General features: G+C 59.0%; 17 protein-coding genes. 8 read left to right on the top strand and 9 right to left on the bottom strand.

The window, feature by feature from the left end:
- Entirely contained in the window at positions 1-1,137 is a 1,137-nt protein-coding gene (dapE, locus tag CHU70_RS07960; protein WP_070855798.1) for a succinyl-diaminopimelate desuccinylase, read from the bottom strand.
- 5 nt (positions 1,138-1,142) lie between these two features.
- The gene (locus CHU70_RS07955; RefSeq protein WP_242451379.1) at positions 1,143-2,033 is read right to left on the bottom strand and encodes a hypothetical protein; all 891 of its coding nucleotides are present in this window, start codon (positions 2,031-2,033) and stop codon (positions 1,143-1,145) included.
- A gap of 83 nt (positions 2,034-2,116) precedes the next feature.
- Between CHU70_RS07955 and CHU70_RS07950 the strand changes: the two genes are divergently transcribed.
- The 3 genes from CHU70_RS07950 to dapD all read left to right on the top strand — a co-directional run bounded on the left by CHU70_RS07950 (position 2,117) and on the right by dapD (position 5,724).
- On the top strand, positions 2,117-3,109 hold the full coding sequence (locus tag CHU70_RS07950; protein WP_038628339.1) for a succinyltransferase: 993 nt from the start codon (positions 2,117-2,119) through the stop codon (positions 3,107-3,109).
- Positions 3,110-3,232: 123 nt separating this feature from the next.
- Entirely contained in the window at positions 3,233-4,636 is a 1,404-nt protein-coding gene (locus CHU70_RS07945; RefSeq protein WP_305764155.1) for an amino acid permease, read from the top strand.
- Positions 4,637-4,752: 116 nt separating this feature from the next.
- Positions 4,753-5,724 carry a 2,3,4,5-tetrahydropyridine-2,6-dicarboxylate N-succinyltransferase gene (gene dapD, locus CHU70_RS07940; protein WP_049190052.1) on the top strand — a complete coding sequence of 324 codons (972 nt, stop codon included), beginning with the start codon at positions 4,753-4,755 and terminating at the stop codon, positions 5,722-5,724.
- On the opposite strand, the gene CHU70_RS07935 is transcribed toward dapD, so the two are convergent.
- From CHU70_RS07935 to typA, 7 genes are all read right to left on the bottom strand, one after another.
- Positions 5,721-6,662, bottom strand: coding sequence for a pseudouridine synthase (locus tag CHU70_RS07935; RefSeq protein WP_069358851.1), 942 nt, complete (start codon positions 6,660-6,662; stop codon positions 5,721-5,723). The two genes, dapD and CHU70_RS07935, sit on opposite strands and share 4 nt — an antisense overlap.
- Before the next feature lie 90 nt (positions 6,663-6,752).
- Positions 6,753-7,880, bottom strand: coding sequence for a succinyldiaminopimelate transaminase (gene dapC / locus CHU70_RS07930; protein ID WP_069358852.1), 1,128 nt, complete (start codon positions 7,878-7,880; stop codon positions 6,753-6,755).
- Positions 7,881-7,934: 54 nt separating this feature from the next.
- On the bottom strand, positions 7,935-8,258 hold the full coding sequence (gene fdxA / locus CHU70_RS07925) for a ferredoxin (protein WP_069358853.1): 324 nt from the start codon (positions 8,256-8,258) through the stop codon (positions 7,935-7,937).
- A gap of 232 nt (positions 8,259-8,490) precedes the next feature.
- Positions 8,491-9,012: a hypothetical protein gene (locus CHU70_RS07920; protein WP_069358854.1), complete on the bottom strand. Its 522-nt coding sequence runs from the start codon at positions 9,010-9,012 to the stop codon at positions 8,491-8,493.
- Positions 9,005-9,958: an N-acetyl-1-D-myo-inositol-2-amino-2-deoxy-alpha-D-glucopyranoside deacetylase gene (gene mshB / locus CHU70_RS07915; RefSeq protein ID WP_069358855.1), complete on the bottom strand. Its 954-nt coding sequence runs from the start codon at positions 9,956-9,958 to the stop codon at positions 9,005-9,007. Before mshB ends, CHU70_RS07920 begins: the two co-directional genes overlap by 8 nt.
- Positions 9,959-9,966: 8 nt before the next feature.
- A complete protein-coding gene (locus CHU70_RS07910; protein WP_069358856.1) occupies positions 9,967-12,111 on the bottom strand; it encodes an ABC transporter family substrate-binding protein in 2,145 nt (714 codons plus the stop codon).
- A gap of 82 nt (positions 12,112-12,193) precedes the next feature.
- Positions 12,194-14,107, bottom strand: a complete 1,914-nt coding sequence (gene typA / locus CHU70_RS07905) for a translational GTPase TypA (protein WP_070429521.1) — start codon at positions 14,105-14,107, stop codon at positions 12,194-12,196.
- A gap of 635 nt (positions 14,108-14,742) precedes the next feature.
- On the opposite strand from typA, the gene CHU70_RS07900 reads away from it, so the two are divergent.
- The 5 genes from CHU70_RS07900 to CHU70_RS07880 all read left to right on the top strand — a co-directional run bounded on the left by CHU70_RS07900 (position 14,743) and on the right by CHU70_RS07880 (position 18,737).
- A complete protein-coding gene (locus CHU70_RS07900) occupies positions 14,743-15,435 on the top strand; it encodes a hypothetical protein (RefSeq protein ID WP_016422388.1) in 693 nt (230 codons plus the stop codon).
- 96 nt (positions 15,436-15,531) lie between these two features.
- On the top strand, positions 15,532-16,176 hold the full coding sequence (locus CHU70_RS07895) for a DUF402 domain-containing protein (RefSeq protein WP_069358857.1): 645 nt from the start codon (positions 15,532-15,534) through the stop codon (positions 16,174-16,176).
- Between the two features lie 29 nt (positions 16,177-16,205).
- Entirely contained in the window at positions 16,206-16,817 is a 612-nt protein-coding gene (locus tag CHU70_RS07890) for a suppressor of fused domain protein (RefSeq protein ID WP_069358858.1), read from the top strand.
- 107 nt (positions 16,818-16,924) lie between these two features.
- Entirely contained in the window at positions 16,925-17,422 is a 498-nt protein-coding gene (locus tag CHU70_RS07885; RefSeq protein WP_069358859.1) for a hypothetical protein, read from the top strand.
- 82 nt (positions 17,423-17,504) lie between these two features.
- Positions 17,505-18,737: an amidohydrolase gene (locus CHU70_RS07880; RefSeq protein WP_088611454.1), complete on the top strand. Its 1,233-nt coding sequence runs from the start codon at positions 17,505-17,507 to the stop codon at positions 18,735-18,737.
- Positions 18,738-19,001: the final 264 nt, after the last annotated feature.

The following is a 19,001-nucleotide window of genomic DNA, read 5'->3' as shown; positions in this document are numbered from 1 at the left end:
TCACTCAGCCACCGGCGCGGTGGTCAAGTACCGCCGCACATCCTCCCACAGTGCCGTTATGCACTCGACCGGAATCTGCTCATCCTTCTTGTGGCAGTACGCCGGGTCACCCGGGCCAAAGTTCACCGCAGGAATGCCGAGCGCCGAAAAACGCGCCACATCGGTCCACCCAAACTTGGGCTTTACGACGTCGCCTGCGACCGCAACCAACTCCTTCGCAGCCGCCGCATGCAGTCCAGGCAGCGCCCCAGGGCTCACATCCTCGACATCGACGGTGAGGTCCTCGGGCGCGAACTCGTCGAGTCCAAGCACCTCTCGGAAGTGCGCCATGGCCTCATCGGCGCTGCGGTTGGGCGCGAATCGGAAGTTGACTCGCAGCACCGCCTCGTCGGGAAGCGTATTGGTAGCAACCCCGGCCTCCAGCCAGACGACGTTGAGCCCTTCGCGGTAGGCCAACCCGTCGATGTCCACAGTCTGCGGCTCATAGGCGGCAATCCTCGACAGCACCGGCGCTAACTTGTGCACGGCATTGTCGCCGAGCCACGCCCGAGCCGAGTGCGCACGTGTGCCGTGAGCGGTCAAACGCAGGCGAATAGAGCCCTGACAACCGGCTTCGATGACATTGCCGCTGGGCTCGCCCAGCAGAGCGACATCGCCAGTCAGAAGCTCCGGATGCGACTCACTCAAGTGCCGCAACCCGTTGAACTCCGCGGCGATTTCTTCGCATTCGTACATGATGAGCGTCAGGTCGCGCTGCAGCTCCTGGCTTGCCGCTAGCGTCGCAAAAGCATGCAGATAGACCGCGTCCCCGCTTTTCATATCCACAGTTCCGCAGCCAAAGAGCGTGTCTCTTCCCTGCGCGTCTACCCCACGCGTCGAAGGCACATTGTCCGCAGTCGGCACCGTATCCAGGTGTCCGGCCAGAATCACACGCTGCGGCAATCCACGATGAGTCCGTGCAATCACGTTGTTATCGATGCGCAGGACCTCAATCGACTTATCTGCCTGCGCGACCTCACGCAATGCCACCTCGACGGCATCCGCAATCGCGGTCTCATTGTGGGACACCGATTCGATGTCGACCAGTGCCGCCGTGAGGTCTACAGGATCTTGGAGCAGATTTAACTTCGATTTCACATCAATTAAGCGTACAAACCGTTGTGCGCCAGCGAAACCAGAATTTTGTGATGAATATGCGCCGCACGACCATTGATCGCATCCCCATTGGCAGGCGCGCCACCGCCGAGGAACAGCGCCAGCTCATGCGGTTCGGCGGAGGTCACACCAATTCTCCCCTCCGCCGGACGCTTAAGCCCATCAGCCACCTCAAAGACCAGGGTTTTCGCTCCTTCCGGGAGAGTTTGAGCAATGATTTCCTCCGGAGTTTCGCTTGCCGACGACCCCAGCGCCCGCTCCTCCCCCGCATTATCGGTCACCTCTCCGTTGCCGCTTTCTTCCTCGACAACGCCCGCGCCGGGTCCATAGACCACAGCCACACGGGAGCCATAGACCGCAATCACCGGACGCAGCTCATTCGTGCTGACAATCACTGTAGAACCGGCCAACGGCTTGCAGACGGCCGCGACAATCTTGGCCGTTGCATGTGGCAGCTGCACTGGAGTGGGATCGATGTCTCGTCGATAAGCAGGACGAAGCGTTTCGGCGACATCGCCCAGCTCATCGCGCTCCCACATCGGCAGAGCGTCGATGCGTGCCTGCTGATCGCGGTTCTTGCGCTCCAGCAGAAGACGGGCGATCATGCCACCACCGAGCCCCACTGCGATGGCAACTGCGATAACCAGCACAAGACGGTTCGGCGCGATGAGCGCAACCACTGCGGCAATCACCACACCGACTGCGCCAATTGGCATTGCTCGCGGCGGCAAAACGAAACCAAAGAAGCTGGCTACGGCAAGAATCCAAGCACTCAGCAGTGCGAATCCGACATAGAAGACCACCGGCAGGGCCAGGACGAAGCCGAGTCCGAGCACACTGACAGCAATGATGAGGCTAACTAAGAACCACTGCTTCATTTTCTGTGTGCTTTCAAGGCCAGCTAGGGGCATAGTTCATCCTTCCGCGAAGATTCCTTAAAGGGATACTAATATTAAGAATCATGATTACATCTGGTGCTGTCGCTACGGGAATCGCCAACATCGCAATGGACGGTACAGTTCTCGATACTTGGTTTCCCGCACCTCAGTTAAGCGATGAGGTCGTAGAGTCGAGCACTCACCGGCTCGGCGCCGCTGATTTGACCCCACAGTTGCTTCGTCAGGTGATTTTGGACGAGGATCGCCGCGTGGAGCAGGTGGCAGTGCGCACGTCTATTGAGGATTTGTCCAAGCCGGCTGTCGACCCGCACGATGCCTACCTGCGCCTGCATCTGCTCTCCCACCGCTTGGTCAAGCCGCACCAGCTCAACACCAAGGGGCTCTACGAGCTGCTCCATGTCGTGGCGTGGACCAACAAGGGGCCATGCCTGCCGGACAACTTCGAGCAACTGCGTACCCACTTGCGCGTCCGCGGCCTGATTCACGTCTACGCCATCGACCGCATGCCGCGCATGGTCGACTATGTGCTGCCCGCAGGTGTCCGCATTGCAGAGGCCGAGCGCGTGCGGTTGGGCGCTTATCTGGCACCGGGTACGTCAGTACTGCGCGAGGGATTTGTCTCGCTGAACTCGGGCACTCTGGGCCCATGCAAGATTGAGGGACGTCTATCCTCCGGTGTTGTCATTGGTGCGCACACGAAGGTGGGGCTGTCGGCCTCCATCATTGCCGCTCACGACGATTCCGGTCAGCGTAAGCCGCTCACGGTTGGCGAGCGCTGCCACATCGATATCGCGGCCGGCACCGTCGGCGTCAGCCTCGGTAATGACTGCATTATTGACCGAAGCATCCTCATTGCCCCCGATACGCCCATCGATGTCCCCGCGGAGAACCGCCGTATTCAGGCATGGGAAATCTCCGGCCGCAACAATATGCACTTCTACCATCACCCGGACCACTCGGCAGTGTGCGTCCGCCGCACGGAACGCCCGGGCAATGACGAAGGTGCCGCTACTTTCACTCAGCTTGCCGACGTGCCGGATGAGCTGGCCGGATAACCTACTTTAGGTGTCTTGAAGGCACATTAATGGGCCCCGAAACGGTGAATGGGGGTAAACCCGTAATACGGTTATTGCCCCTGTTATCAGCGAGGTAATGTTTGCGACATGACCGAATCGCAAATTACCTCCACCTCCGGCGAGACATCTCAGCTGGGCAAGGGGCTGCAGGTTCGACACTTGACCATGATGGGTCTTGGCTCCGCAATCGGTGCCGGTCTTTTCCTTGGTACGGGCGTCGGCATTAAGGCAGCTGGCCCGGGTGTTCTCATTTCCTATGTCATCGCTGGCTTCATTGTCGTCCTCGTCATGCAGATGCTCGGCGAGATGGCCGCTGCCCGCCCGACACCGGGTAGCTTCTCCACCTATGCTGAGATGGCCTTTGGTTCTTCGGCTGGCTTTGTCCTCGGTTGGCTCTACTGGTTCATGCTCATCATGGTGCTCGGTGCTGAAATCACCGGCGCCGGTGCCATCATGGGTGCGTGGTTCGGTATTCCGGGCTGGATTCCAGGCCTGATCTGTGTTGTCTTCTTCGCTGTAGTGAATTTGGCGAATGTGCGCGGTTTCGGCGAGTTTGAGTTCTGGTTCGCGTTCATCAAGGTCGCGGTGATTATCGCGTTCTTGGTCATTGGCGTTCTTCTTTTCTTCGGTCTGCTGCCAGGCACCAGCTTCGTCGGTACGACGCATATTGCCGAGTCCGGATTCCTCCCGAATGGCGTTTCCGGCATTGCCGCTGGTCTGTTGGCTGTGGCCTTCGCCTTCGGCGGTATCGAGATTGTCACGATTGCCGCTGCTGAGGCCGAGGATCCGCAGCGCTCCATCGCTGCTGCTGTCCGCTCGGTAATCTTCCGCATCTCTGTGTTCTACCTGGGCTGCGTGACCGTCATCATCCTGCTGTTGCCGTACTCCCAGATCGACGGCGCTGACTCCGCAGCTGAGTCGCCGTTCACCCAGGTTCTAAAGCAGGCGAACATTCCAGGTGCGGTTGGCTTCATGGAGGCCATTATCGTTCTGGCGCTGCTGTCCGCATTCAACGCTCAGATTTACGCCACCTCTCGCCTGGTCTACTCGATGTCCACCCGCGGTGAGGCACCGCGCTTCTTCGCCCACACCAATGAGCACGCAGTTCCGAACCGTGCGGTCATCATGTCGATGGTCTTCGCCTTCGTCTCTGTTGGCCTGCAGGTTGTCTTCGACGGCTCGAGTGTCCTGGTCTTCCTGCTGAACGCTGTCGGCGGCTGCTTGCTGGTGATCTGGCTGGTTATCGCCCTGTCCGAGATTAAGCTGCGCCCGCAGATGGAGGCCAACAACGAGCTTTCCGTTCGCATGTGGGCCTACCCGGCACTGTCCTGGGTAACGGTCATCCTGATCCTGGGCCTCGCTGTTGGCATGCTCACCGATCCTGGTGCTCGCCAGCAGGTTATCGCCGTTGTGTGTGTCACTGCGTTCCTCGCGGTACTCGCTGCACTGACTAAGAAGAGCCGCACCGCGGCCCGCGAGGCTCTCGAGTCCAGCGAAAGCAACTAGCCCATGACAATTAATTGCAGGGTCTAACCACCCTGCTACCCCTATCCGAACACTTCCTTGCTACACATTTGCGGAACACTTTTCATAGATAGGGATATGCCGGTAGCCTGTTTTCCATGAAATTTGGAGCACAAGCTACCGGCATTGCCACTTTTAACAACGATACTGTTCTCGACGTCTGGTTCCCCGCCCCCAAGCTCATCGAAGAGGGCGTGGCAACCTCCACCACGACCGGAACCATCGACGCCGACGCACTGCCTGAAGATTTCACCTACCTCACAGATCTGGCCGTAGCCGATGCGGACCGCGGCACCACCCGCCATCTGGTCACAGCTACCATCGCTTCACTCGATGACGCACCAGTTGACACCATCGATGCCTACCTGCGCCTCCATTTGCTGTCCCACCGCCTGGCCACCCCCAACAGCATCAACCTGGACGGCATCTTCGGCAAGCTCAACAATGTGGTGTGGACGAATTTTGGCCCCTGTGCTGTCGAAGGCTTCGAGGTAACCCGAGCCAAGCTGTCGCGCCGCGGGCCTGTCACCGTCTACTCCATCGATAAATTCCCCCGCATGGTCGACTACGTCACTCCCACCGGAGTCCGCATCGGTGACGCTGACCGCGTACGCCTAGGCGCCCACCTCGCAGAGGGCACCACAGTCATGCACGAGGGCTTCGTCAACTTCAACGCAGGCACGCTTGGACACTCCATGGTGGAAGGCCGTATCTCTCAGGGGGTCGTCGTCGACGACGGCTCCGATATCGGCGGTGGTGCGTCCATCATGGGCACACTATCCGGTGGAGGTAAGGAAGTTGTGTCCGTCGGCAAGCGATGCCTACTCGGTGCGAACGCTGGACTCGGCATCTCGCTCGGCGATGACTGCGTACTCGAAGCCGGGCTCTACATCACTGCCGGCACCAAGTGCCACGTTGCCCTAGACGGTGTGAAGAAGACGCTCAAGGCCCGCGAGCTCTCGGGCGGATCGAATATGCTCTTCCGCCGCAACTCGCTCTCTGGTGCAGTCGAGGTTGTGCCGTGGGCTGCCGAAAAGGTGAAGCTCAGCGCGGAGCTGCACGCTAACTAAGGGGTCGTCGGCACGTCTGCCGGGGCCGCGATAGTCCGCGCGCTCCGGTAGGCACGTCGCTCACCAGTGACGGGGTCGACAAAGGCCAGCGCGGTCGCCGTCAATCGCAACTGCGGCGTGTACTTTGGCACTCCACTCGCGCTTGCCGACGGCCCCTGCGCCCCCGCTTCCCGGCCATAGGTATCCTCACCGAGGATGGGATAGCCTAGCCAGTCCATCGTCGCCCGCAGCTGATGCGTGCGGCCCGTATGGGGCTGTAGCCGCCAGTGCCCCACCTGCATGCGGCTGCCGCAATGCCCACAACCACAGCCGACTGCGTGCAGCGGAATGCTGGTGCTGGTCGCACCACCGCCATGGCTGTTCGCCAGCACATCGCCGATGTCCGCGGCTACTCGGCCGAGGAAGGTCACGGTTGTGCGTGCGAGCTTGAACTTGGGATTCTTCGCGGCAGCGCGAGCGAAATCGTCGGTCTCCACGACTTTTACTCCGCGCCCCGCCGGGTTGGGATCGAGCAGAAGCGTGACATCCCTGGTTTCCCCCACATGCCAATCATCGGGCATCACGGTGAGGCATTCGTATTCTTTGGTGATTTCCTGGTTTTGGAAAAGCTGCTGGTAGCGCGCACGGGTAGCCGGATTCCGGGAAAGCAACAGCAGCCCACTGGTCAGAAGATCCAGGCGGTGAACGGCCACTATCTCCGGTTCCCCGAGACTACGTCGCAGTCGCTCCTGCACGGTATTGGCCACGATGCGGCCATTGGGAGTCGCCGGCAGAAAAGGTGGCTTGTCTACGACCAGAAACTCATCGGTGTCGGCCACGATTGCCGGCTCAAAGGGGATGTACTCCTCGCGCTCGTGAGCGGCGGCATCGACTTGCGCTGCCTGACGGTTCTTCTCAAGGCCCCACCACGCATCTCGATTGCCTGCGGCACGTCCCACGGCACACTCCCTTTTTCATGATTTGGTCTATGCCGATGTCGGCACCGTTTGCAGCATTCGGCCTACGCGGGCCAGCACATCTGGCCGGGGCTAGCCGCGAATACGCGCCGCCGCCACTTCGATGTCGTTGAGCGTTGCTGTGAGCCCCACCCGCACGTGCTGCGCACCCTTGGGGCCGTAGAAGCTACCCGGCGCGACCAAAATGCCGCGTTCGGCCAGCCAATCAACGGTCTGCCAGCAGTCTTCCCCGCGCGTAGCCCACAGATAGAGCCCGCCCTCGGAGTCATCGATACGAAAACCTGCGGCTACCAGTGCATCATGCAGAATCTCACGGCGGTCACAGTATCGCTGCTTTTGTTCGGCCTCGTGGGAGTCGTCGTTAAGCGCGGCGATCGTGGCGTGCTGGATGGGTCCCGGCATCATCAGCCCCATGTGACGGCGCACGGAAACCAGCTCGGCGATGAGGTCCGCGTCGCCAGCGAACCAGCCGGTGCGGTACGACGCCATGTTCGACGTCTTGGACAGCGAGTGAATAGCCAGCAGGTTGGTGAAATCACCGTCGCACACTCGCGGGTCGAGAATACTGACTGGCTGTTCAGTCCAACCGAGCCCCAGGTAGCACTCGTCAGAGGCGACAACGACGTCCCGAGCACGCGCCCACTCAACCACCTTGCGCAGGTGTTCAACACCGAGGACCTTGCCGTTGGGGTTGCCCGGGGAATTGATGAACATCAGCGTCGGCGAGGCGGGGCCGATTTGCGTCAGCGAGTCCGCACGCAGCAGCTCAGCGCCTGCGATGCGAACGCCGACCTCGTAGGTGGGATATGCCAGCTCGGGGATGACGACGGTGTGCCCCGCGCCTACGCCGAGGAGGAAGGGAAGCCAGCCAATCGCTTCCTTGGTGCCGATGACCGGAAGCACATTGCCGCCATTGACCGCTGACTCCAGTCCCGTCACGCCGTAGCGCCGCGCCATCGCTGCAACAATCGCAGCACGTAGCTCAGGCGTGCCGACGGTCTGAGGGTAACCCGGTGCGGCAGCACCTTCGGTAAGGCCCTTCCGAATTATCGGAGCGACTTCATCGACCGGTGTGCCGACCGAGAGATTGACCATGCCCTCTTCATGCGCAGCCGCAGTGGCTTTCGCCTGCGTGAGAGAATCCCACGGAAACTGAGGCAAAAGAGAACCGGGAGTTACGCGCTTACGGGCAGCTGACATGGGCGGTGATGAAGTCCTTCCCGGGAAAAGAAATAGGTTTAATCATCTGTGGTTTTATTCTTCTGCCTGCGGCGGCAGAGCTGCCACGAATGGCACATCGAAGTCCTGGGGGCCGAGCTTGGCGGCACCACCCGGGGAACCCAACTCATCGAACCAGTCGACATTCGCATCGATGAATTCAACCCACTCATCCGGAACATCGTCCTCGTAGAAGATGGCCTCGACTGGGCAGACCGGTTCACAAGCGCCACAGTCCACGCACTCATCAGGATGAATGTAGAGCATGCGCTTGCCCTCGTAAATGCAGTCAACCGGGCACTCTTCAACACAGGCACGGTCGAGGACGTCAACACATGGCTGGGCAATGATGTAAGTCATGGTTTTAGGTTTAAGAACCTTTCTCACAAGATATGGGATGAGGCTTTCGCTATCTGTCGATTATGCCGTTCCGACGAGAAACAGAGCAAAATAGACAGAGCGGTATATTCAGATTGGAGTCTACACCCAACGTGGGTGTTGTTTTCAACTGGCTCCAGAAAGAGCCACATTGATGCGGGCCTGCCCTGTATCAATTCCTCACCGTCTCCTGCAGTATCCGCTGCGGTTTTCGCTAGAGTGCCCGCAGATGGCGCAGTGGCCAGGCACCGCCCAGCACACCGCAAACAAGCAGCAGCACTGTTCGCAACCACTGCCCCATTGCCAAGTCCCCACCGAAGGGCAGCACTGCCCACAGCAGAATGCCTGCAAAGCCCAGCACCCAGATGACAGTCGGAATTGCAGCTTTGGAGCGATCGCGTGTCCACAGCAACGCTGTGTTGGTGATAATCAGATTGGCAATATAGGCCAGCGGAATGGTCCACGGCAACGGAATAGCAACCGAGCCGATGGTAATCCACACTCCGAGGAAAACTACTTCAATCACCAACGCTGCCAACGCAGCCAGCGACAGCCAGACTAGCGCTACTGTGACCTCCCCCTGATGGAAGTTCTCGCGTGGCTGCGAACGTTCCGGGTCACCCCAATAGCGCTCATCCCCGAATGTGCGCTTTTCAATACTCAAGCGCTCGTTCTTCAACTTTCCGCCAGCAGCGTTAATCAAGTCTTCGCTTTCGTGAGGCTGAGGGTTACTCATCGTCCGCACTCCCCTCCGCTTCCAGATCCACGCTCGGTACAGAGTCGACGCTCGCTACCGGCTCTGGCGGTAATTGGATATTCACCAGCTCCCCCAGCTCTTCCAGGGACGCAGCGGTCGCCGTACCAAAACGGTATGCCTCAGTCGGTGTCACCGGCTGACACAGCAAATTGGAAAACGCCCAGACGGCTCGCGCACGACCAGAGCCATCGGTCTGCCCATAGACAGCATCCGGATTAACCTCGCTGACGGAACCATCGGCGAACCACACCTGCGTCGCATGCGCGCGCATGGCCTCAACCTTGGCAGCCACAGCGGCGTCATCCAGCTGAACCTCGAAATGGCCAGTCACGGTGGCGAAGTCGTCGACATCGCACGACTGCCAGCTCTCCGGTACCACGGTAATGGCATCCAGCCCCGCCGCCATTGCCTCACGATCGGTGACCGCCCACAGCGTCGGAAAGCGATTTCCGCACGCCGCGACAGTGATATCGTGCGCACGAATGTGGTCCGGATGCCCATAGCCACCATCGGCGTCGTAGGTAATGACCAGGTCTGGCTGCAGCTCATCGAGGATGGTGCGAAGCTGGGCGACCGCCTCATCACCTGAGTTCACGAAGGCACGCGGATGCTCATTGCCCTTGTCACCGGCCATCCCGGAGTCACGCCAACGTCCAGCGCCGCCGAGGAACCGCGGCGCGTTATCAGGACCGTTGGCGCCTAACGCACGCAGCGCCGAGCGCAACTCGGCGACGCGGAAACCGCCCAACTGGTCGGCTTCATCAGCAACTAGCCCCTGGTACGGCGCACCGATGACCTCTCCCAGCTCGCCCATCGTGCAGGTCACTACGCTTACCGACGCTCCGGAACGCGCGGCAGCCGCAATCAAACCACCTGTCCAAATGGACTCGTCATCTGGATGTGCGTGAACAAAAAGTAACTTCACGGACTTTCTTACTTCCCCTTGTTCTCCTGGTCGATGTTATCGCGGCCATCTTGGTTCTGACCCGAACCGTCCTGCTCTGTATCTTCGCGCGGATTATCTCTCGTCTGAGAATTCTCAGACGATTCTCGAGCCCCACTCTGTGTCGAGACACGGCGAACCTCGCCCAGAACACCGAGGCGGCCCAACACTGGGTCATCGGTCCACTGCGAAGAGTCCCTCCTCCCGGTAATTGTAATTTCCGGGCTGACCACCGTCAGCAAGCCGTCTTTCACCAAGGTCAGCTCGATACTGTGGCCAGCAATGATATCGGCGAGTTCAGCGGGCAACGCAGAACTGTCGGGAGCGAGCAGCTCATCAATCTGTGGGTCACAAAGACCGGAGAGATTCTCGCTCCGAGCAGCCGATTTCGGAGCAACTGGTACTCCATTTAGGTCAGCCGGCTCCGCTGAGGTAGAAGATTTGGACTGTTCAGATGGTGTTGTCCCGTCCAACGAGCCCTGCTCTTCAGCACTCTTTTCCCGATCTCCACTTGGCGCAGGCCTTGTCGAACTATCGACGAGCTCAGAATCAGACTCGGACTCAGACTCAGCAGCCGACTCTGCGCCCGCTTCGTCCAGGTCCTTCGGCGGCAGCGAACTGACCGAGCCTTCCGTACACACATAGCGTTCCCGGGCCGCCTGGACAGAATTGGGCTGCTCTGCCCATGCCACCACGGCATCGACAGTTCCGTAGGGCAACGAAGACCGCAGCATGTCCGCCGGAGAATACGAAACAACGGTGGCGGGGATACCAGCTGCAGTCAACTGGTCAGCGACCGCAAAAGCCGCAGCGCGTGCCGCTATACCGTCGCTGATGATGCCAATTCGTAGCGGATTGTCCTCAGTAAAACCAGCCTGTGGTGTCTCGAATCGCTCCTGGTCACCACCGTCACCAGAACCACCCGCAATTCGGCGCCCGGTGGCCACCTCTGAGACCTCTGCAACGTTGATGGTGCTCAGAATGGCCCGGCGGACGGATTCGTCGGCAAGCCTGCTCGACGCGAGATTGGTACTGAAAACCAGTTCCCGGTTCGGCTCATGGAAGAACTCAGCAACACCGGGGACCAGACCGTACGTCAGCTCAGAGGTCTCCGTCGGACGGACCTGCACGGCATGGATCTGCTTCGAACGCAGTTGCTCCGCACCATCGATGGCACTACGCATGGCACGCAGCGTAATAACCTCCGAGGCTGCTGGCTGCTCACCCCAGTAGCGGTCATTTCGAACCAGTCGAATGATGTTGCGGCCGACATCCATCGACTCGACGGTGTACTGCCCACCGGAGGCCGGGAAACGGCTGGCCAGCCCTTCGGAAAAACCATCAGTGTTCGACCGCATCAAATGCGCTGGCAAGAGATGTGCAAACAGGCGCTGCCAATGCGTAATCGGCTGAGTGAACGTCACGTCAATCTGACGGCCACCATCGGAGACATCAATGGATTTAATCAGCTCATAAGTCGCCGTATCCAGCGATCCTGGCGTGGACGTGACTTGGGAAAATAGGTAGCGGAAGTCCTCGCCACTGATTGGCGTGCCATCGCTCCACTGCGCCCCTTTTCGAATGCGGTAGCGGACATGCTCTGCCGCTACCGTCGGATCCGTGATGTCAACATCGGCCGCTTTTCCGTTTCCAGCTCCGTTTCTGGCGTCACCGTCTTTGCTGTCATCACTCTCGATGACCTGCACGGAATCCAGCAAGTCGGAGTTGAGCAGCCACTGGGGAGCTCCTGCCGAGCGAGCGTTGGCAGCGTTATCCACCACTCCGGGAGCTTGCGCGGAGGCACTAGCGTCACCAGCCTCGCCCTCTACCGGCGCAGGGGTGAAAACACTAGGCAGTGTCAGTCGCGCTACCAGGCTGGTCACCGGGGAGACGTCGGCAAGCAAATGCGGATTGAAGCCTTCGACAAACTCGTCGACACCGACCGTGACTTCACGCATCTTTTTAGCCTGGTCAGCGGTGTCTTCCTGCTGCACCGGCACTTCCTGCTGCCCGGGCACAGTCGGAGCGTCCGACGGGCGAGCCATGCACGAAGACGCCAAAGCCGCCGTCACGCAGAGTGTCGATGCTACGAAAAATCGACGAGAAGCTGCGTGACGACGGCTGCGAATAAACATATCCACGAGATTACTCGACACCTGGCCGAGTCAGTTACCCCGAGACTGGTTTTCAGGTGGCCCAGTCCCCTAGCAACCCGAATTACTTCTTATTCATGGCCTTCGCGCGGGAACGAGCGCGAGCGCGATCGGTGGCGCTGAGGATCTGCTTGCGTACGCGAATGCCCTCCGGGGTGACCTCAACACATTCGTCAGCGCCACAGAACTCCATAGCCTCATCGAGGGAAAGCTTGTGCGCCTTCTCCAGAGTCACGGTCGCATCAGCCGAGGCTGCGCGCATATTGGTCAGCTTCTTTTCCTTGGTGATGTTGATGTCCATGTCCTCATCACGCGGATTCTGGCCAACGACCATGCCCTCGTAAGCCTGGTCACCCGGCTCGACGAAGAAGGTACCGCGGTCAGAAAGCTGAATCAGCGCGTAAGCGGTGATCTGGCCAGTACGGTCAGCGACCAACGATCCTGTCGGACGATCCTTAATCTCGCCTGCCCACTCGCCGTAACCGGCCGAGTAGTGATTGGCGATACCGGTGCCCTTGGTCTCCGTCATGAAAGTAGTGCGGAAGCCAATCAGACCGCGGGACGGAATGAGGAACTCCATGCGCACCCAACCGGTGCCCTGGTTACCCATCTGCTCCATGCGCCCCTTACGAGCCGCCATCAGCTGAGTGACAGCACCCAGGTGCTCTTCTGGAACATCGATGGTCAGGTGCTCGTACGGCTCCTGAACCTTGCCGTCGACGGTCTTGGTAACAACCTGCGGCTTACCGACGGTCAGCTCAAAGCCCTCACGACGCATAGTTTCAACCAGAACGGACAGCGCCATTTCACCACGGCCCTGCACCTCCCAGGCATCCGGGCGCTCGGTCGGCAGCACGCGCAGTGAGACGTTACCAATCAGCTCCTGGTCCAGGCGGGCCTTGACCATACGAGCAGTCAGCTTATCGCCACCACCCTGGCCTGCCAGTGGCGAGGTGTTCACACCGATGGTCATGGAAATAGCCGGCTCATCGACCAGGATGCGCGGCAGCGGGTCCGGGTGCTCGACATCACAGAGAGAGTCACCGATCATGACCTCGTCGATACCGGAGATAGCGGCGATGTCACCTGCAATGGCCTCTTCAGCAGGAACGCGGGTCACGCCGACGGTACGCAGCAGCTCTGCAACCTTCGCGTTCTTGACATGCTCATTGCCCTCGGAATCGTAGTGAATCCACGAAATCTGCTGTCCCTTGCGGATACGGCCCTTGTGGATACGAATCAGACCAATTCGACCAAGGAAGGAGCTGGAGTCCAGGTTGGTCACCTGCGCCTGCAGCGGGGCATCGATCTCAGCGGACGGCTCCGGGAGCACCTCGGTGATGACGTCGAACAGCGGCTGCAGGTTCTCGGACTCCGGCAGGTTGCCGTTACCCGGGTTCTCGGTCGAAGCCTTACCGGCACGACCAGAGGCATAGAGAACCGGCAGCTCAAGGTTGCGCTCAGCGACCTCTGCAGCTTCCGGGTCTTCCAGGGTGGAGGCTAGCTCTAGCAGCAGATCCTGTGCTTCCTCGACAACCTCGTCGATACGCGCATCTGGGCGGTCAGTCTTATTGACCACAATAATCACCGGCATGCAGGCAGCAAGCGCCTTGCCCAGGACGAAGCGGGTCTGCGGCAGCGGACCTTCAGAGGAGTCGATCAACAGCACGACGCCGTCAACCATGGACAGTGCGCGCTCCACCTCGCCACCAAAGTCGGCGTGACCAGGGGTGTCAATGACGTTGATGATGAGGTCTTCGCCGTTCTTGCCCTCACCTTTTCGGCGAATAGCGGTGTTCTTCGCCAAGATGGTGATGCCCTTTTCCTTTTCAAGGTCACCAGAGTCCATCACTCGGTCTGCAACTTCTTCGTGGTCGCTGAAAACGCCGGACTGCTCCAGCATGGCGTTCACGAGAGTGGTCTTGCCATGGTCGACGTGTGCGACAATGGCGACATTACGGAACTCGGTATCGCTCACAGGCGGATAGCTCCTAACAAGCTAAGAGGACTAAAAGAAAAAGATACGGCCTTGCTCTAAAGGACTGTCTTTACGACTGCCTTTAACGCCCCGCATCAACGCGTAATAAAGCGTTCTACAGTGTACTCCTTCTTAATGCCCCTGCACATCTGGCAGAGATTCTCGCAACCCCGAGCACCTATCCGTCATGCAAAGTGGCACTGCCGCGCCACCCTTAGGGATAAATTACCCCCTTACTGCACCCCCGCTTTACCGACAGCCATAACGGCATATCCGCCAGCGCCACAACGCTTCACGACGGCAATCTCTCAGCCCACCATGTGATAGATGTGACCAAATGCCATAGTTGTAACCCCACGGGATGAGACTTGACTTCACCCGCTTACACACTGCGAAACACCATTAACCCCATACATACACATTTCGCCTCAATTTTCACAATCATCTCGTTCTACATCAAAAATCACTCTAATTAACTTGCGACACACGGGAATCCGTGCGTTAATCTCCTGAGAAGATTCTGAACATTTCTTTTTCAAATCTTTCCATTTCACGTTGGAGTCGTTCTAAGATGAGCAACGATTCCGAAATTTTGATTCCGACTCCAATAGCCCACGAATGAGAGGTTCTTCACCGTGGTTTCGACTGGACGCTCCTTCCTGCGCCGTGCCGCAGCGACCTTGGGTGCAGCTGCAATTCTCACTGCGGGCATGACTCCCGCCGCTTCTGCTTCCCCGTCGCTGGACTCCCTGAACATCGCTTCGCCGAATCTCTACGGCAACGCGCGCGACATCATTAACTCCCCAGGCGTTCCTGAGGAAATTTCCAGCGCACTGAACAAGGGAATTGACTTCCTGACTGGTGAGGGCGAGGGCGAGCCGGGCTTCAAGGTTCCGGAAGGTGCCCCGAAGACCAACCAGTTCCTGCTGCCTACTGTTGCCGACAAGTGCATCGGCGGCGAAGGTCGTTCCTTCGGCCTGGCCACTACCGTTCCGGGCCCGGCAGACCTGCCTCTGCCAGGTGTTCCAGAAAACCAGCTTGGCTTCATTTTCACTGGCCTGGGCACCAAGCAGCTGGCTAAGCAGCAGGACACAGAGATGAATGTCTACTGGGTCAACGTTGCTAACGGCAAGTACGGCAAGACCACCCTGGAGAACAACGGCATCAACGCCGAGGAGGGCCCGGGCGCTGTCAACGGCACCGCTGACACGGGCAAGGGCGTGGTCATCGCTGTCATGCAGGGCGGTATCACCACTCAGGAAGAGCCTGGTCCGACCAACTGCAGCTACACTCCGACCGCCGGTGTCTTCCCGGTCGGCCTGAACTAAGTTTTTCTAGTTCTCCCCTAGCCCTTTTTGCATCACGTATGCAGAAAGGGCTTTTCTATGCCCAAAAAGGCAACCCCTACACGTTAAGGTATTCGCATGTCCACTTCACCGGCCACTTCGGCTTCGACCGCGGCAGCTCCTGCACTCTCCCCAATTCGCTCGAGTCAGGACACACATCCTCCGAAAGTCGAGACCTTTGACCTACGTGAAATGGTCAACACCGACCCCAAGGGCTTTCGGCGCAATGTCGACGAGTTCCGAACTCTCACTCCCAGCCGCCTTTATATGCGCCGTGGGATGGATCATCCAAAGTTTGGATATCTTGAGTCATTCCTGCTTGCCGACGAGGGGTTGCGCATCAGCATTTATCACTTCCGCCCGGGCGTGAAGGTGGAACACCAACGCTACGTCGATATTGTCAGCATCGACCGGACTGATCCGCAGTGCTGGCGTATGACCGATTTGTATCTCGACATCCTGCAGGCACCGACCGATCCTGAGGCCATAGCTCCCCTACCTGTCGATGCGACCACACAGATTCGCGTTGAAGATGTCGACGAGCTCGTCGCGGCCCACACTCAAGGGCTGATTAGCGATGAACTCACCGAATTCGCTATCGAGACCACGCTGACTGCACGCGCCGCAATCGCTGCACACGGTGACAACATTGATACGTGGATGCAGACTTTGAACCTCGATGCGACGTGGGCTGATGCTGTTGAGCTTTCGCCCGCAACCTAAAATGACCACCTCAACAAGGAGTACCGCCCGTGTTCGATAACTTAACCGGCCCCATTCCTCCCGCCGGCCCTGATAGCAATGCGATCATCAAAGCCGTCCGAGCAGCATTTACCTCCTACTTTGAAGAGTCCAAACCCGGCGAAGCCCAGCTGACCTTCCTTGGCTCTGCGCCACTGAAGATGCTGCGCTTCGGACCTGACACAGACCGGATTGTCACCTATGCAACACTCGGCTGCAGTGCCGAGGCGATGCAGGATCCGTCCGCAATGGTGGTGGACACCAACTCTGGCCCGCGCGCCGAGCTCATCTTGCCTATTCGTGGTGGACTGGACGAAGTCATCCGCCCGCTGGGTATTCTTGCCGCTTCCCCAAGCATCGAAGGCCTCATCCTCACCGAGGGGGCACTAATCGACTTCGGCCAGCCACTGTGGGATCAGTCGCGCTTCACCGGTTTTGTGCTGCTCAAGGCAGAAATCCCGCCGGTCGCGATAGAGGAAACCGAAGTCACAATCTTCCAGCCGGTCCCCGCCACGACCAACGAATTTGCCCTTGCTCGCGCTAAGGGCGTTGACGAACTGCGTCGCGTGTGGGAAACCCAAGGTGTCGACTTCACCGACCCGCACCGCACCAGCGCTGTATAAAAGTTAGCTTTTGTGGTGGTTGCCGGTTATCTGCTCGTCGGCAAGCGATAAGTTCAACCTAGCAGTGACGTTTCGCGCCGCGACAGCGTGGTTTAGAGTATGGAATTATGGCAGTCAATTCGGCTAAAGACGTTCCTTTCCATGCGGCGCAGTCCTTTAGGTGGTGGCGGCTCGCGGTATATGTTTACGTCCCAGCGCTAATCCTCACCGTGGTCAGTTCCCTATTGAAATGGGACGCGACTGTTACGGAAGCGGCAAAGGCCAACAACATCGAGGTTTCTGCTGCGCAGACCAGCTTGGCCGTGAGCTTCGCGTTCGCGATTATCGCGCAGACGGCAACGGCGATTGCGTGCTGGTGGCTTGCCGGCAAACTCCTTGAAGGATCGACTGCAGCGCGCACGGTGCTGTCCGTGGCGGCGGCAGTTTTTGTCATTAATGCATCAATGACGCTGGTCGGAACGATTTCCCAGGTACGCTCCGGAGACTCGTCGGTGCTCGGTTTGATTACAGCTGGCCTGCTGATCGTTGCCTCTATCATCGCCGCAACTGCAACCGCCCAGTCCTACCGCGGCGAGCGTAACCAGAAGTTCTTTGTGACGACGTAGGCAGCTCTTAGAGGTTTGGGGCGGGACGGGGATGCCTTCCAGGGCCTCCACCGTCCGCTTTAGGTCGGCGTACATTTTAGGTATGCGCACTAATACTGAGAGCGCCAGAAAGATTCTGAATGGTCTCGCGTCCACCCAGTCCCAGCGCGAGGAACTGTACAAGTATTTCCACCAGCACCCTGAGCTTTCCATGCAGGAGCACAGCACTGCGGACCGGATTATTCAGGAGCTCGAATCTTCGGGTATTTCCACACATCGCGTCGGAGGCACCGGCGTCGTTGCCATTATTGAGAACGGTGCCGGGCCGATTGTGGCTATGCGCGCAGACATTGATGCGCTACCGGTGAAGGAGACTTCCGGCAAAGATTACGCCTCCACGGCAACGCAGATTGATGAAAAGACCGGCACAGAGGTCCCCGTCGCCCACGCTTGTGGCCACGACTTCCACCTGATGTCTTTGCTCACAGCGCTGCAGGCTTTCAACGAAAACCTTGATCAGTGGTCTGGCACATTCATCGGTATCTTCCAACCCGCTGAAGAAACCGCCGAAGGTGCACGCGCAATGCTGGCGGCAGATCTGGAGAAGGCTATTCCGCGTCCCGATGTTTATCTCGGTCAACACGTACTAGCTAGCTTGCCCGGCGGCTATGTGGGCACTCGCCGCGGGCCAGTTCTCTCCTCTGCATTCTCGGTCAAAGTCACTGTGCACGGTAATGGCTCCCATGGATCCATGCCGGAGCTCAGTGTCGATCCCGTTGTCTTGGCATCCACCATTGTGATGCGCCTTCAGACGATTGTCTCGCGTGAGGTAGCAGCCACCGAGACCGCAGTGGTGACCGTTGGCGCGATTCAGGCGGGAACTAAGTCCAACATCATCCCTGACTCCGCAGAGCTGCTCATCAACACTCGTGCCTACAACAGCGCCGTGACCGAACACCTCAAAGAGGCAATCGAGCGCATTGTACGAGCAGAGTGCGTTGCTGCCCGCAGCCCTCAAGACCCGCAGTTCACTTACTACGACCGCTATCCCCTCACGAACAATGACGGGGACGCCACGAATACTGTGCGCGAGGCATTCGACGCGTACTTCGGTGATGAAGTCTCCGACTTGGACGCAGTGCCCGCCTCTGAAGATTTCTCAATCATCCCCGATGCGCTTGGCGTGCCATATACGTACTGGGGGCTCGGCGGCTTCGCGGATGAGAGCAGCGCTGTTGGCAACCACAACCCAGCTTTTGCCCCTGACCTCCAACCCACTCTTGACCGGGGCGCAGAAGCAATCGTTGTAGCTGCCTGTGCTTGGTTGGCGAAATGAGGGTGTGATTAGCGAGGCTGATGCGTGCGGCTGCAGGCGAGCTGGTGGATGGTGTAGTGCCGGACTCGTGCGGGGCTGGAGTGCCGGACTCGTGCGGGGCTGGAGTGCCGGACTCGTGCGGTGCTCGTGCGGGACGGCCGAAAAACCGGGGGTTAAGAGAAAAGTAGACCCCGGTGCACGCCGATTGGACACGCTTCTTGCTACTTAACGCAAAATTTACGGGCTGCAAATGTGAAACTGTGTGAGTTTATGACACTTTGAAGC

The sequence above is a fragment of the Corynebacterium sp. LK10 genome, from assembly GCF_008042455.1.
Lineage (GTDB): Bacteria > Actinomycetota > Actinomycetes > Mycobacteriales > Mycobacteriaceae > Corynebacterium > Corynebacterium jeikeium_D.
This window is presented reverse-complemented; position numbering and strand designations above follow the sequence as displayed.

Coding starts and splice junctions, on each gene's coding strand:
- CHU70_RS07920 (WP_069358854.1), bottom strand. CDS start 9,012: ATGAGTAACCCTCAGCCTCACGAAAGCGAAGACTTGATTAACGCTGCT.
- dapD (WP_049190052.1), top strand. CDS start 4,753: ATGAAATTTGGAGCACAAGCTACCGGCATTGCCACTTTTAACAACGAT.
- CHU70_RS07910 (WP_069358856.1), bottom strand. CDS start 12,111: ATGTTTATTCGCAGCCGTCGTCACGCAGCTTCTCGTCGATTTTTCGTA.
- CHU70_RS07955 (WP_242451379.1), bottom strand. CDS start 2,033: ATGAAGCAGTGGTTCTTAGTTAGCCTCATCATTGCTGTCAGTGTGCTC.
- CHU70_RS07895 (WP_069358857.1), top strand. CDS start 15,532: ATGTCCACTTCACCGGCCACTTCGGCTTCGACCGCGGCAGCTCCTGCA.
- fdxA (WP_069358853.1), bottom strand. CDS start 8,258: ATGACTTACATCATTGCCCAGCCATGTGTTGACGTCCTCGACCGTGCC.
- dapC (WP_069358852.1), bottom strand. CDS start 7,880: ATGTCAGCTGCCCGTAAGCGCGTAACTCCCGGTTCTCTTTTGCCTCAG.
- CHU70_RS07885 (WP_069358859.1), top strand. CDS start 16,925: ATGGCAGTCAATTCGGCTAAAGACGTTCCTTTCCATGCGGCGCAGTCC.
- CHU70_RS07880 (WP_088611454.1), top strand. CDS start 17,505: ATGCGCACTAATACTGAGAGCGCCAGAAAGATTCTGAATGGTCTCGCG.
- CHU70_RS07950 (WP_038628339.1), top strand. CDS start 2,117: ATGATTACATCTGGTGCTGTCGCTACGGGAATCGCCAACATCGCAATG.